Raw genomic sequence first — 13546 nt, 5'->3', positions numbered from 1 at the left:
TGAAAAGGTGTAACTAAAGAAGTAGCTGGTTGTGAAAAAAGTTTTGATTCTGGGAGGAGGCATTGCCGGTATTGCGGCTGCGATCGCCTTCCGCAAGAGAGGATTCGAGGTCGAAGTGGTATCCGACCGTGAGTATCTGTTCATCTACCCGATTGCCATCTGGATTCCGGTAGGAACCGAGAAGTTCAACAACGTGGCCTTTCCGCTCGCCAAACTGGCAAAAAAGCATGGCTTTACCTTGACCCTTGACAAAGTAACAGGTATCGACGCCGCACGCGACGCGGTGACGCTTCAGCAAGGTGGTAAGCGCAGCGATTTCGACTTCCTCGTGATTGCGCTCGGTTCGGACAAAGTCAAGCACGAAGGCATTGAGCACACCCTGTCGATCTGCGGCGCACCGGAGCACTCGATTCGCCTGAAAGAGCGCATTGACGCTCTCATCGAGCGCGGCCACGGCAAGATCGCCTTCGGCTTCGGCGGCAACCCGAAAGACCCAAGCGCAGTGCGTGGCGGCCCGGGTTTCGAGCTGTTTTTCAACCTCCACCACAAGCTCACCAAGCTCGGCATCAGAGACAATTTCGAGATGACCTTTTTCGCTCCAATGGCCTCACCGGGCCAGAAAATGGGCCAGAAGGCACTCGATATGATGGACATCATGTTCAAGTCGAAAAACATGCACCAGCACTACGGGAAAAAGATTACGCGCTTCGAATCTGACGGCGTGGTGTTCGAGGATGGCAGCAAGCTGGACAGCGATCTCACCATGTTCATTCCTGCCGGATCAGGCCACAGCGTTTTCAAGAATTCCGATCTTCCCCTGAGTGATGCCGGGTTCGTGAAAATCGACGACTTCTGCCGCGTCATCGGCGTGGATGGCTGGTACGCTGTCGGCGATTCAGCAGCGCTTGAAGGGCCGGAATGGAAAGCCAAGCAGGGCCATATCGCAGAGTTCATGGCCGACTGTACGGCCAACAACTGCCTCGCCGAACACTTCGGTCATCAGGAGCCGATGAAGGGCTACCAGGAGCACCTGAACGTCCTCTGCGTCATGGACACCGGCGACGGCGCAGGCTTCGTCTACCGTACCGGCCACAGCCAGATGTTTATTCCGTTGCCGATTGTCGGCCACTGGCTGAAAAAGTCGTGGGGAATCTATTACAAGCTGTCGAAGATGAAATATATCCCCCGCATTCCCGGCATGTAATCGCTACCGGGTTGTTGGTCTGGCAAAGCAACTTGATTCTTTGCCGACTGCTATCCTCAGAATAACAGAAAAAGCAGGCTTTTGGCCTGCTTTTTTACTGTTGAAACGGAACGTGGGATCACCACGTCCCGTCCTGTAATACTATTACCTTACTTCTTTTCAGGAACCTCTTGTTCAGGTTTCACTGCGTAGTTGATCAGGTAGTCGTAGAGCCTGATGAGGCGCGAGTTCTGGTTGTTCTGATCGATCCAGTGGCCGATCATACCGATGGTACGGGCCAGAACGAAGAAGCCGTTCAGGGAGTGCACCGGGAAGTCGAGGTCCATCAGAATGCAGCCGATGGTGCCATCAACGTTCAGAATCAGGTTGCCCTTCTTGGCCGTAGTGACCTTCTCGACCTCAAGCGCGTAGTCGAGGCACGGAGTGTGCAGCGACGTTTCGTTCTTGATGTAGCTCACCAGATACTTCACGCGCTGGTCGGGATTCTTGACGCTCTTGACCCTGTGGCCGATACCGGGAACCGGGCCGACATTCTTCTTCATCCAGGAAAGGAAGCCGGGGATGTCGTTCGGGTAGTCCTCGACAGCCATCTTGAAGTATTTGCCGGCATTGGTCACGGCGCCGCCGAAACGGGGGCCGATCATGGTCATGCCAGCCGAAACAGCCTGCGGCATGTCGATGCCTGCGCAAGCGGCGAGAATCGAACCAAACGCACCCGACACGGCAGGACCGTGGTCTGCCGAAATCATGACGATGCGTTTGATAATTTCGGACTCTTCGCGGGTCGGAAGCTTTTTGTTCCAGAGCAGGCCGATGACATCTTCGATGCCATAGCCTTTCGAGCAGAGCTCCGAAGCGGCGTAACCGGCATAGCGCGGCTCTTCGCCACGGTCGTCGGAAATGGTGGTGCGGATGAGCGGCTCAACGATCACTTCACCCTGCTTCATGACCTCCTGAACGCTCGGCGGCAGCTCAGGCAGCACAGCCTCGTCGATCTCGGTGCTGATTTCACCGGCAGCGATCAGCTCTTCATAGACTTTTTTGATCTCCTTGCTGAGACCACCGAAGGTATCCGGAACGTACGCACCGGCGTCGCGGAGTGCGTTCATCTTGGAGCGGGCGGAGCCTGCACCTTTCTTGCCTTCCTTGGCACCGGCATGGCCGAACTTCATACCCTGAGGCAGAACTTCCTGGCAGGTACCACCGATGGCGGCGATCAGCTTGATGCGGCGCGGCTCAGCGGCCAGCCACTCTGCGGCTTCTTCTTCGAGATTACCACCAACCTCGCCGATCATGACGACCGCCTTGGTTGCGGGATCCTTCTCGAACATTTCGAGGTAGGTCACGAAGTCGGTGCCGGGATAGGCGTCGCCACCGATAGCCACGGCAGAGGTGATGCCGTCGCCGTTCTGGGCACAAAGCCACATGGCTTCGTTGGACAGGCCACCGGACTTGGTCAGAACGCCGAACGAACCCTGACGGTACAGGTTGCAAAGCTTCAGGTTCTTGAACTCACCACCGATCACGCCAAGGCGGCACTCGCCGGCAGACATGATACCGATGGAGGACGGGCCATTCAGCATCTTGCCAAGCTTCTGGGCAAGTTTTCTCAGACGCTTGGCGTCCTTTTCCGGAACACCTTCAGTGATCATCGAGACCAGCTGAATGTTCGGGGACTCAAGCGCCTCTTTGGCAGCCTGGGCAGCGCGGGATGCGCCGAGGTAGATAAGTGCGGTGTTGATATCCGGATGCTCTTCGAGAGCAGGAGCCAGGGAGTCGTAAACGGTGACGTTCTTGAGTTCGCCGCCGCGGAAGATCTCTTTCTGCTGGCCGGCTTCGGGCGGATACACGAAAGCCTGGACGGTCAGCGGACGGTTGACCAGAAAGTCAAACTGGGCCATGCGTTTTGCCGCATTGACGCCTGCTACGCCGCCGATGATGACTGCCCGGGTATCTTTATTTGCGAGAATGCTCACGGTTCAATCAGATTTAATGAGTTTCTATAGTCTTAAATTTCAACATCTTACAAGGACATCCCTCAAGACTTCATCGCCATATCGACGATATCGGTCATCGGCATGCTGCGGTCGTAGACGTGAATGTCGAAGCCTTCCTCCTGGAGCTGCTTGATAGCGGCAAGGCCCTGAGCTTCGTTCGGGCCGCCACGGCGCACCCAGATTTTTACGCCTTCGAGGTAGCCCTTCGACTTGCTTTCGCGGAAGCCGTTGATGATACCGCTGAAGGTAGCCTTCACGTCGGTAAAGTTGGCGATAGCGCCGCCGACAATGATGTGCTTGATGTTGGGCAGACGGCAGATGGTTTCGGTGAGCGCTTCCACAGCCCAGTCGGCCGGGTCGCCCGAATATTCTGCATAGTTGGCGATGGTTCCGCCGCGAGCCACGACTGCGTCGGCATAGAAGACCGATGCGCCGCCGCCTGCGGTCAGCAGAGCGATTTCACCACCGGGAACCTCAACGAACTTGACCGAACCCTTGATCCTGGAGTCGATCTCCATGATCTGCTGCTCGGCTTCGGTGAACGGACGGCCGATTTCGGAAACCGGCTTGAAATCCCAGTCGGCATGGCGGAACCGGGCATCATAGTCCACGTTCATAACGGCGTCAAGCGCGGCGAAGCGCATGTCGCTCTTGCGGATAACCAGCGGGTTGATTTCGATGGACTGTGCGTCCTCGTTGTCGAAACAGAGAATGAGACGGGAGCAGATCTTGCCGACGCGCTCGGCGATTTCGCCTTCGAAACCGGCATCCTTGGCAAGCTCGGTGAGTCGCTCGATGGTGGGATTCTCGTCGAGTTCGATCTGGATACGGCGGACGCTGTCCCAGTTGTCTTCGATATCGACGCCGCCGTGCTTGGAAATCAGCAGTTCAGCGCCATCTTTGTTACCGATAATCGAAACGTAGAACTCCGCGTCATGCTCGAGCATTTCAGCGATGATGACCTGGCCGATTTCAGCCGTGCCGACTTTGGCGCCAAGCATCTCTTTGGCAGCTTCGATGGCCTGTTCGAGATTAAGACCAATTTTAACGAGACCGAGTTTGAAACGGCCGCCGATGGCTTCGTGTGCCTTGACGACGAGTTTCGATTCACGCAGCCATTTATTAGCTTCACCAAGCTGTGCAAGACGGTCAGGGTCCATGATGACAACATAATTAGGCACAGGAATGCCCCATTTGTTGAACAACTTCATGGCCGGCCCTTCAAGAATTTTAGCCATGCTCTATGTGTTTACGTTTTCAGGTAATTGTGCGAAAAGAAAAGTGCAAAGTTTAAATATAGCTATATTCTGTCTTGTTACCAAGACGTTAAGACTCGTTAACCCAATCCAACCGACAAAAAAGTAACAATGCACGATTTCATTACCTGGTGGCAGCATCTACCATACGACATGAACCCCATCATTTTTTCTGTCGGCCCTGTTGCCATCCGCTGGTACGGAACCATGTATATCATTGCGTTCGCGATCGTCTGGCTGCTTTCGAAGTACAGAATCGCGACTGAAAAACTCCCCTTCGACAAGAGCTTTCCCGGTGATGCCCTTACCTGGGCGATGGGCGGGGTGCTGATCGGCGGGCGTCTTGGCTACATCCTTTTTTACGGTTTCGAATGGTTTCTGCAGGATCCCATCGGAACCCTGCTGCCGTTCAACTTCGGTAATGGAACCTGCGCCTTCGCGGGCATTACCGGCATGTCGTTCCACGGCGGGCTGATCGGCGTTGCCCTCGCCTTGTGGCTGTTTACCCGAAAGCACAAGGTTGATTTTCTCAAAACCGTTGATCTCTTCATTCCCGCCCTGCCGCTCGGCTATACCTTCGGCCGTCTCGGCAACTTCATCAACGGCGAACTCTACGGCCGCGTCACAACCTCGGCCATCGGCATGTACTTCCCTGCCGCTCCAACCGTGGCGCTACGCCATCCTTCCCAGCTTTACGAAGCATTTTTCGAAGGCATCGTGCTTTTCATCATCCTCTGGTCGATTCGCAAAAAAGCTCCGTGGCCCGGCTTTCTCTCCGGTCTTTACCTTATCGGCTACGGCACGGTACGCTTTTTCATCGAATTCTACCGCGAACCCGACGCCCAGCTCGGCTTTGTCTTCCTGAACTTCTCGATGGGCCAGGTGTTATGCTTTCTGATGATTGCGGCGGGAATCGGGATTCTGGTGTGGTCTAAGCGGCGGGCGGCAGGAGCTGTGGCGAGCGAGAACAAGAAATAAGTTTTGGGGGCTGATCTTTTCCTCTCTTGTCAAGCAAGCAGTTGTATTGATCTGCCCCCAACAAACTCGTCCCATTCCCTTTCAAAGACGATTCTTGCCCAGCATCAGCAATAGTTCTTTGCCGTCTTCCATAATGACGAAAAGGGTATCGCTACCGCGAACCGTCACCTCTTTCACACCCGCAAGTCCCCGCAGATATTCAGCGGTTTTGTTCGTTGCCGCTACGCGATCGCCTTCATTGGCGGCCAGATATTCGTCATACTTTGCGTCTGCCTGTTCCACCAGTACCTCGGGTGTAAGCTGTTCATGTGAGGACGCTTCCACACCAGTCCCCGACTCCGAGACACATGCCGTAGCCGTGAACAGAAACAGCCATATCCAGAGAGAAAAAAATCTTTTCATACAGCACCTCCTGTAAACAAGAAGGCGGAGCCGATTTTTGGCCGACTCCGCCGTTTTTCAATTGGGAATTCTTAGACACTGTCGGTTACTTCAGCACCGTAACGCTTCCGGTATCGGGCAGCCGATCCTTGCCGCTCATGTCATAGAGCCAAACCTTGGCGCTGCCAGCCGCACCTAAAGAGGTGTTCCACGGAATATCGAAACTGTAATCATTACCGCTCTTGGTAACGGTTCCGGTATAGACCTTGTTGTTGTACAAGCCCGGCTGAGTCTGCTTGTAAACCTCCACATTGCTTCCGTGACATTTCACCAGTACTTCAGCAGCAGCATTGCCGGAGGTATCGACGTAGAAAAAGAACTCGTTAAAAGCCGGCGCGCTGTAAAAAGAGATGGTTGCATAGAGCCTGCCATAACCCGACACCAGCCTGAGCAGTTTGAAATCACGGGAGTCGGGCACTGCAGCTTCATTGGCATCGGCTTTGTACACGGCCAGTTGGCAAGCCCCCTTGTTGGTCGGAAAAGCAACCAGCTCGGGAGGACGGCAACCGGTAGCATATACGGCGTCAACCGCCTCGGCAACGGTCTTCTGCTCGTTAGCCAGCTTCTGGAAAAAGAGGTCCGTGCCGTTGTCGCCGCAATTGAAGGAGACCGATTCGTTCCATCCAAGCCATACCGAAGCACCGTGATTGGTGGTCCAGGTAGGCATGCCGGGCAGAGCACCCGGATCGGCACCGTGGCAGCTCTCCAGGAAGAATATCGTGGAAGGAAACGCCTTGTCAGCCCAATAGGTAGAGCTGAACGTTCCGGTAATGACATATCCGAACTGCGTGGCTCCAACCGCATGGTTGTACGCACTGGCAGGAATGGTGCCAGCATAGCCGCTGCTGCCCGACGGGTAACTGGAGTACCAGGGACGAACAAGGAAACCGAAATCACCACCCAGGTCACCACCGTGACCACGCATCACCACAACACCGTATTCGCCATTGTCGATCAGGGCGGCATTGGAGAGATTGGCAGAGTTGTTGAGCCGCGTCGTTACGCTGTACCCGAGCGATTCCAGATCGGATTTGACCTGTTGCCAGATTTTTGGCGACACCACATTGGCATCATCCTCAAGGCAATCGAAAATCAGAGCCTTGTTGCTCTTGGGCGCACACGGGATAAGCTTAAGCACTGGGCGCCTGATCTCCGTTACAGGAATAAGCTGCTTCTTTACCGGAGTCAACTGTTGTTGCACCGGTAGCAGCACCTTTTTCTGCACCGGCTGAATTTGATCGGCGGAACCGAGACGATCTTCCCCCAGCAGCATCAGCAGCTTCTTGCCATCCTTGAACTGCACCAGCAGGTTGTTGCCCTTCAGTTCCCGCACCTCCTGAACTTCCGGTTGAGTCAGCAGAAACGTTTTCTGCTCTCTGACTGCAATGGGCAACTGAACCTTTCTGACTTTAACCAGTTGATTTACGTCGGTGTGTACCTTGCTGGCAAGCTGAGTAATTCTGGCCGCATCGGCCCCCCACACCGTGCCCGCTGACATAAGCAGCAGACAAATGATGAGTCCACACTTTCTGACAAACTTCATGATAGACCTCCTTTGATTGTTGAGAGAAGTCTCAGTCAACTACCGATCAGGCGCACAAATCAAGCAAAAATGGCCATGCGCTCAAATCAACCTCAAGAGACAGTTAAAACCGTTTGATGAACGAAGTTTGATGTTTGAGTACTGGAAAAAACCAGCCTGAAATTCAAGCCGGGTATTTTTTGCGCTGAAGACAACAAGCCCTTCTCAGAGCAAGGGCGTTACGGAGTCTTGAGAAAAGAGTTATGGAAACTCTTGTTAAATGGAAGGTTAATTCTGCATACGAAAGCCTGGGAGCTAAATACTCATCCGTTCCGCAACCAGAATAGAGAAGCTGTGAAAAAAATAATTTTCTCACTTATGAAGTTATCAAATCGCAAGCATTAAAAAACAGCCATCGATCAAAATAATCGAAGAGATCCGCCAAACGGATATCCATCTCGACTTTGTGGATATGGATTTTTCGATCGGTAAGGAGCGATGCTGCTTGGTGATCGCTATGGGAATTGAGATGTTGTGTGAACGAGCTGCAAACAGAGAAGTTGAGGCTGCAGAAAATGCAAGTTGATGAGCGTTGTAATACGTTATAAAGTCAACGGCTTCGCCATTCCCCTATTTAGTCCGCCGACACAACCAGCTCTTCGCTTTTTCCGAAGCAACGGCGGCGGATGATGAGCGTCACGATGATGGTGCTCATAGCGGTGGAGCCGACGAGCATGAACATGACGACGATCTGGTAGCGGATGGCGATAAGTGGGTCGGCCCCTGCGAGGATCTGGCCGGACATCATGCCGGGGATGAACACAAGGCCGACGCCCATCATGGCGTTGATCGAGGGAATCATACCCGCCTTGACCGCTCCTTTGAAGATGTCGCGGCTCGCCTCCTTGAAGTTCGCGCCGAGGCAGAGTTTCATCTCCACCAGCTCGCGCTGCTGGCGCATCTGCGAGAAAAGCCGCTCGATGGAGATCGCGAGCGCGGACATCGAGTTGCCTATCACCATGCCCGCCGTCGGAATGAAGTAGCGCGGATCCCACCACGGGTGCACGCCGATCACCAGCCACGAGACGAAAAGCGCCGTCAGAAAGTAGCTTGATACCATCGTCAAAAAAGTCGGCACTTCGTAGGCGATCTGCTTCTCCTTCACCCTCCCCCGCACGATGAACACCGCCGAGAAGACCATGACAACAAAGATGCCGACCGTCAGCCACGGATTGTTGGCGCCAAAGATGAAGGTCAGGGCGTACCCCATAACGAAGAGCTGAGAGACCGTGCGGATCGTTCCGATGGTGATGTCCTTGTTCAGCCCGAGCTTGTGGATGAACGAGGTTGCCTGCGCAACGAGGATAAAGAGCAGCGCAAGCAGCAGCTGCGGGATGGAAATTTCTATGATCGGGTTCATGCGCATTCAAGGTTTCCGTTGCGGAAGGTGCAGCTTCGTGCCTGCGGAACGTCTGGCTGGTAGTCGCTATGCGTAACGATGAGCACAGTTTTGCCCTCCTCGGTGTTGAGTCGTTCGATGATCGAAAAAACCATCGTCGCGCTTTCGGCATCGAGCGCCGAGGTCGGTTCGTCGAGCAGCAGCACATCGGGCTCGGTGAGAATCGCGCGCATGATCGACAGGCGCTGTTTCTGACCGACCGACAGCTTGTTTGCCGATTGCGCAAGCGTGACGCCGTTCAGATAGAAGGCTTCGAGCATCCGCTCAAGCGTTTGGTCATCCGGTGCCGTTTTACGCTGGCCCTGTACAAAGGTGAACGGAAGAAGCAGGTTGTCGCGAATCGAGCCATCGATCATCTGCGGAATCTGCGGCACATAGGTCACCATCGAGCGAAGCGAAGAGGGCTTCATTCCGCTTGTGTTCTCGCCCTTGAAAAGAATCGACCCGGAGCGAGGCGTGTTCAGCCGGCAGATGAGTCGTAACAGGGTTGACTTGCCGCTTCCCGATGCCCCCTTGATGACGAGCAGCTCGCCGGATCGCACCTCAAGGGAAAGATGCTCGAAAACCGGCGGTCCACCTTTGTCGTAGCCGAACGAAAGGTCTCTGAGTTCAAGGAGTTTTATCATCGGTGATTTCTGTTTTTAGCCTGCCCTTGGGTAAAAAGGATTGTTGAAAAGATCGGAACTTATTTTCTTATTTACTAAATCAATGGATCGCCCATCAAAACCACCCCCGCACATGATGAAAGCTCCCGAAGAACGGCTTGGCTCCTTTTACCTCGGCGCTGAATACGACCTCAAGTCGGGCGCACGTCTTGAGCAACCGGTGCATTACGATGCCCGCGACCTGACCACCCACGCGGTCTGCGTCGGCATGACCGGCAGCGGCAAAACCGGCCTCTGCATCGACCTGCTTGAAGAAGCAGCGCTCGACAAGGTGCCGGTGATCCTCGTCGACCCAAAGGGCGACATGACCAACCTGCTTTTGCAGTTCCCCAACCTCTCGCCCGAAGATTTCCTGCCGTGGGTCGATCAGGACGAGGCGCGTCGCAAAGGCAAAAGCCCCGAAGAGCTTGCCGCGGATACTGCCTCGATGTGGAAAAACGGTCTGGCTGACTGGGGAATCACTCCTGATCGCATTCGTCAACTCAAGGATTCGGCGGAGCTTACCATCTATACCCCTGGCTCCGATGCCGGGATTCCGGTAAACATTCTCGGCAGCCTTGCCGCTCCCAAGCTCGATTTCACCGCAGAAGCTGAGGCGATCCGTGAACGCATCGCCGGAACGGTCAGCGCCCTGCTCGGCCTCGTCGGCATCGATGGCGATCCGGTCAAAAGCCGCGAATCGATTCTGCTCTCCGGAATCTTCGAGCATTTCTGGCGAGCGGGCACCGACCTCGATCTGGTCTCGCTGATCGGCTCCATCCAGAACCCGCCGATGCGACAGGTCGGCGTGTTCGACGTCAACACTTTCTACCCCGAAAAAGAGCGCTTCGAACTCGCCATGACCTTCAATGCCCTGCTCGCCTCGCCGTCGTTCCAGAGCTGGCTTGACGGCGAACCGCTCGACATCGGCACCATGCTGTACACCGCCGATGCCAAGCCTCGCCTCGGAATCTTCTCGCTGGCCCACCTTTCGGAAAACGAGCGGATGTTCTTCGTCACGCTGCTGCTCGAAAACGTCCTGACCTGGACGCGAGCCCAGCAAGGCACGTCGAGCCTTCGGGCGCTACTCTATTTCGACGAGGTGTTTGGCTACCTGCCTCCGGTCTCCGAACCACCATCGAAACGGCCGCTCATGACGATGCTGAAACAGGCCCGCGCGTTCGGCGTCGGCTGCGTACTGGTGACGCAGAACCCGGTCGATCTGGACTACAAGGCGCTGACCAACACCGGCACCTGGTTCATCGGCAAATTGCAGGCCGAGCGCGACAAGGCGCGCGTGCTCGAAGGACTGAAAAGCGCCATCAGCACGGCAGGCGGGTCGGATGCCGGATTCGATTTCGACACGGTCATCAGCCAGCTCGGCAAGCGCGTCTTCCTCATGCACAACGTTCACGAAGACCGTCCGGTAATCTTCCAGACCCGCTGGGCGATGAGCTTCCTCTCCGGTCCGATGACCCGCCCGCAGATCAAAACCCTCATGGCCGGGCGCAAAAATGGCTCAACCGCTCAATCAGCAACGTCCAGCCCAACGCCCACAAACGGCACAACTTCCGCTCCGACTCCGAATGCCGAAGCTGAGTTGCCATCCGGATACACAGCCGTTCCGCCGGGGTTAGACCCTTCGATACAGCAACTGTTCGTGCCGGTCACCGTCAATCCGGTAGCCGCTCTCGCCCGACGTTCCGGAGCGGGCGCTTCGCAGCCGTTACCGGCATCAGCAGAGCTGTTGTACGAACCCGCGCTCATCGGCTGCGCTTCGGTCGATTTCGTGGATAAAAAACGGGACATCAGCCGAAGCCGGCAGCTGCTTCTTGCCTGCACGGATTTCGATGTCGCGGGCAATCCCGACTGGGACAACAGTCAACCGGTCAGCCTTACCCAAGACGAACTTTCGGAGCAAGCCGACTCCAAAGCAGCCGGATTCTCCGCCTTGCCCGAAACGCTCACCAGCGCCCGAAAGCTATCGTCGTGCAACCGCTCGTTTTCCGACTGGCTGTACCGGAATGAACGTATGCCGATCTCCATCCATCCGGCGACAGGCCTGTTCCGTACCGAGGAAGAGAGCAAACGCAATTTCGCCATTCGCTTGCAACAAGCCGCTCGCGAACAGCGTGACAAGGAGGTCGATGCGCTCGAAAAGAAATATGCCACCCAGCTTGACCGCATTGCCGACAAGATCAGGAAAGAGGAGCGCGAGCTGGCGCAGGATGAGGCCGAACATCAGAACCGCAAAGCCAGCGAACTGGTCGGGATCGGCGAAACATTGCTGGGCTTCTTTCTCGGGAGAAAAAGCACCCGGGGCATCAGCAGCGCCATCAACCGCCGCCGCATGACGGCCAACGCCAAGGCGGATATCGAAGAGTCGGTCGAGACCATCGAGGAGCTGAAAAACCAGCAGGAGGAGATAGAGGCTGAATTGAAAGAGCAGGCAGCGGAAATCACGGCGCGGTGGGAACATCTCGAATCGGCGCTCACGACCGAAGAGCTCTCGCCCCGGCGGAGCGACGTGGTAATTCAGATCGTCACAACCGGCTGGCTCCCCTTCTGGCAGGTCACGCTCGATCAGACCGAGGGCGGTGGAACGCTTTTTCTGCCGGCATACGAAACTGCGGACGCATCGTAAATCTGCTCACCGTTCAGGCTTCGTTGCCGCGCTGCTTCCAGATCAGATCACGGAAAAAGAAGAGTGCGGCAACAACCAGCACGAGTAGCGCAATTCCCCAGATCATCAGGGAGAGCATGACGCCGCCGAGGTACATCCAGTAAACGCCGAACAGGAAAAAAACGATAGCGGCTCCCGTGGTCACGACCTTTTCCGGCAGGTTCCTGCCCATCATCCTGCCGACCATGACCGCCAGGCCATCCGACACCACCATGCCCAGGGTTGAGCCTATCCAGACCGGAATAAATGGATTCGTGGTGGCGAGGCTGATTGTGGAGAGCATGGTCTTGTCGCCAAGTTCAGCCATGAAAAAGGTCGAGAAAACCAGCCAGAAAGGATTGACGCCGGTTTTGCACTCCCCCGCCTCATCATCGTTGTCGAGGCTGTCGCCGCGAAGCGTCCAGAAGCCGAAGATGACAAACGACACTCCAGCAGCAAAAGTGATAAGATCGGTCGGCAGCAAATCTCCCATCAGCCAGCCGATACCCGTCGAAAAGACGTGCACGGCAAGCGTCGACCAGAAAATTCCCCACAGCACCGTACGCGGACTGTAGCAGGTCGCCAAAGCAAGGGCCAGAAGCTGGCTTTTATCGCCAAGCTCGGCCAGAAAAATCATCGCGAAAGAGAGCCAGAATGCCTGCATCGGGGAAAATCGGGATTACTGATTGCTTTGCCGCAAAATATGCCCGAATTTCCCCTTTGTTCCAAACACAACAACTCAGGAACCGTCAAGCAGGAAGCTTTATCCCTGAGCGGTCTTCACCATCTGAGCTGTATCGATTCCCTTCAGGCGCAACTGCTCGAGCAGCTCTGCGTAGGTGGCATCATCCATGTACGGCGTTCTGGACAGCACCCAGCAGCGCGTTCTGGAAGGATTCGACACCAGCGCCCACGAGTAGTCGTCGGCCAGCCCGATGACCCAGTAATCAGCTTTGATCCATCTGAAAAAGGTGACGATCAACTTGGCGTTGCCGCTACCGTCTACGGGCACGGCGGTCGCACGGATGGATTTTTCCCGGCCGTTCCGCTTGCACGAGTTGCGTACCAGCACCATGCCTTTGGCGGCGTCGAGCGTGTACTCGGCTTTCGTGCTGGCGCAGCCGCGCTGCTGCTTGCTCGGTATCGAGGCGATTTCATACCACGTGCCGCAGTATTTCATGACATCGACTTCCGGAACCGTGGCTGGCCCGCCGCGATGCAACCGTTTGCGTAAAAGATTTCCGAACATGATAGAATGAAGTTTTACCGTTTTCTGATGACATACTTTTATAAACGAAAAGCGGTAACGCCAAAGTTTCACCATAATCGTAACACTGCGAAACAATTGCTATTGTCGCTCTTTTTCAATAGCATTCAAGCTTG

11 protein-coding genes are annotated in these 13546 nt (G+C 55.4%); 3 read left to right on the top strand and 8 right to left on the bottom strand.

Annotated features, from left to right (window positions below):
* Window positions 1-31 precede the first annotated feature (31 nt).
* Window positions 32-1204, top strand: a complete 1173-nt coding sequence (locus CPAR_RS05145) for an NAD(P)/FAD-dependent oxidoreductase (RefSeq protein WP_012502251.1) — start codon at window positions 32-34, stop codon at window positions 1202-1204.
* Between the two features lie 149 nt (window positions 1205-1353).
* On the opposite strand, the gene CPAR_RS05140 is transcribed toward CPAR_RS05145, so the two are convergent.
* Both CPAR_RS05140 and CPAR_RS05135 read right to left on the bottom strand, forming a co-directional pair.
* Window positions 1354-3180 (bottom strand): citrate/2-methylcitrate synthase, encoded by a 1827-nt coding sequence (locus CPAR_RS05140; RefSeq protein WP_012502250.1) that lies wholly within the window; start codon window positions 3178-3180, stop codon window positions 1354-1356.
* Between the two features lie 62 nt (window positions 3181-3242).
* A complete protein-coding gene (locus CPAR_RS05135; RefSeq protein ID WP_012502249.1) occupies window positions 3243-4439 on the bottom strand; it encodes an ATP citrate lyase citrate-binding domain-containing protein in 1197 nt (398 codons plus the stop codon).
* A gap of 129 nt (window positions 4440-4568) precedes the next feature.
* Between CPAR_RS05135 and lgt the strand changes: the two genes are divergently transcribed.
* Window positions 4569-5435, top strand: a complete 867-nt coding sequence (gene lgt, locus CPAR_RS05130; RefSeq protein ID WP_012502248.1) for a prolipoprotein diacylglyceryl transferase — start codon at window positions 4569-4571, stop codon at window positions 5433-5435.
* A gap of 81 nt (window positions 5436-5516) precedes the next feature.
* Here lgt and CPAR_RS05125 read toward each other — a convergent pair whose 3' ends face one another.
* The 4 genes from CPAR_RS05125 to CPAR_RS05110 all read right to left on the bottom strand — a co-directional run bounded on the left by CPAR_RS05125 (window position 5517) and on the right by CPAR_RS05110 (window position 9483).
* Window positions 5517-5837 (bottom strand): hypothetical protein, encoded by a 321-nt coding sequence (locus CPAR_RS05125; protein ID WP_012502247.1) that lies wholly within the window; start codon window positions 5835-5837, stop codon window positions 5517-5519.
* Window positions 5838-5922: 85 nt separating this feature from the next.
* Window positions 5923-7419 (bottom strand): hypothetical protein, encoded by a 1497-nt coding sequence (locus tag CPAR_RS05120; protein ID WP_012502246.1) that lies wholly within the window; start codon window positions 7417-7419, stop codon window positions 5923-5925.
* A gap of 613 nt (window positions 7420-8032) precedes the next feature.
* Complete coding sequence (locus CPAR_RS05115; RefSeq protein WP_012502245.1) at window positions 8033-8818, bottom strand: ABC transporter permease; 786 nt, start codon at window positions 8816-8818, stop codon at window positions 8033-8035.
* Entirely contained in the window at window positions 8815-9483 is a 669-nt protein-coding gene (locus CPAR_RS05110; RefSeq protein WP_012502244.1) for an ABC transporter ATP-binding protein, read from the bottom strand. Before CPAR_RS05110 ends, CPAR_RS05115 begins: the two co-directional genes overlap by 4 nt.
* 115 nt (window positions 9484-9598) lie before the next feature.
* On the opposite strand from CPAR_RS05110, the gene CPAR_RS05105 reads away from it, so the two are divergent.
* Window positions 9599-12145 carry an ATP-binding protein gene (locus CPAR_RS05105; protein ID WP_041466279.1) on the top strand — a complete coding sequence of 849 codons (2547 nt, stop codon included), beginning with the start codon at window positions 9599-9601 and terminating at the stop codon, window positions 12143-12145.
* A gap of 13 nt (window positions 12146-12158) precedes the next feature.
* Here CPAR_RS05105 and CPAR_RS05100 read toward each other — a convergent pair whose 3' ends face one another.
* Both CPAR_RS05100 and CPAR_RS05095 read right to left on the bottom strand, forming a co-directional pair.
* Window positions 12159-12827 carry a TMEM165/GDT1 family protein gene (locus CPAR_RS05100; protein ID WP_012502242.1) on the bottom strand — a complete coding sequence of 223 codons (669 nt, stop codon included), beginning with the start codon at window positions 12825-12827 and terminating at the stop codon, window positions 12159-12161.
* A gap of 99 nt (window positions 12828-12926) precedes the next feature.
* The gene (locus tag CPAR_RS05095) at window positions 12927-13412 is read right to left on the bottom strand and encodes a lipocalin family protein (RefSeq protein WP_012502241.1); all 486 of its coding nucleotides are present in this window, start codon (window positions 13410-13412) and stop codon (window positions 12927-12929) included.
* Between the last annotated feature and the right edge of the window lie 134 nt (window positions 13413-13546).

This window comes from Chlorobaculum parvum NCIB 8327 (assembly GCF_000020505.1).
GTDB classification, from domain to species: domain Bacteria; phylum Bacteroidota; class Chlorobiia; order Chlorobiales; family Chlorobiaceae; genus Chlorobaculum; species Chlorobaculum parvum_A.
The sequence above is the reverse complement of the archived record's forward strand: the minus strand, read 5'-3'. Positions and strand labels throughout refer to the sequence as shown.

Excerpts from the sequence above, each read along its gene's own strand:
- CPAR_RS05110 (WP_012502244.1), bottom strand. The coding sequence starts at position 9,483 with ATGATAAAACTCCTTGAACTCAGAGACCTTTCGTTCGGCTACGACAAA.
- CPAR_RS05105 (WP_041466279.1), top strand. The coding sequence starts at position 9,599 with ATGAAAGCTCCCGAAGAACGGCTTGGCTCCTTTTACCTCGGCGCTGAA.
- CPAR_RS05095 (WP_012502241.1), bottom strand. The coding sequence starts at position 13,412 with ATGTTCGGAAATCTTTTACGCAAACGGTTGCATCGCGGCGGGCCAGCC.
- CPAR_RS05100 (WP_012502242.1), bottom strand. The coding sequence starts at position 12,827 with ATGCAGGCATTCTGGCTCTCTTTCGCGATGATTTTTCTGGCCGAGCTT.
- CPAR_RS05125 (WP_012502247.1), bottom strand. The coding sequence starts at position 5,837 with ATGAAAAGATTTTTTTCTCTCTGGATATGGCTGTTTCTGTTCACGGCT.
- lgt (WP_012502248.1), top strand. The coding sequence starts at position 4,569 with ATGCACGATTTCATTACCTGGTGGCAGCATCTACCATACGACATGAAC.
- CPAR_RS05120 (WP_012502246.1), bottom strand. The coding sequence starts at position 7,419 with ATGAAGTTTGTCAGAAAGTGTGGACTCATCATTTGTCTGCTGCTTATG.
- CPAR_RS05115 (WP_012502245.1), bottom strand. The coding sequence starts at position 8,818 with ATGAACCCGATCATAGAAATTTCCATCCCGCAGCTGCTGCTTGCGCTG.
- CPAR_RS05135 (WP_012502249.1), bottom strand. The coding sequence starts at position 4,439 with ATGGCTAAAATTCTTGAAGGGCCGGCCATGAAGTTGTTCAACAAATGG.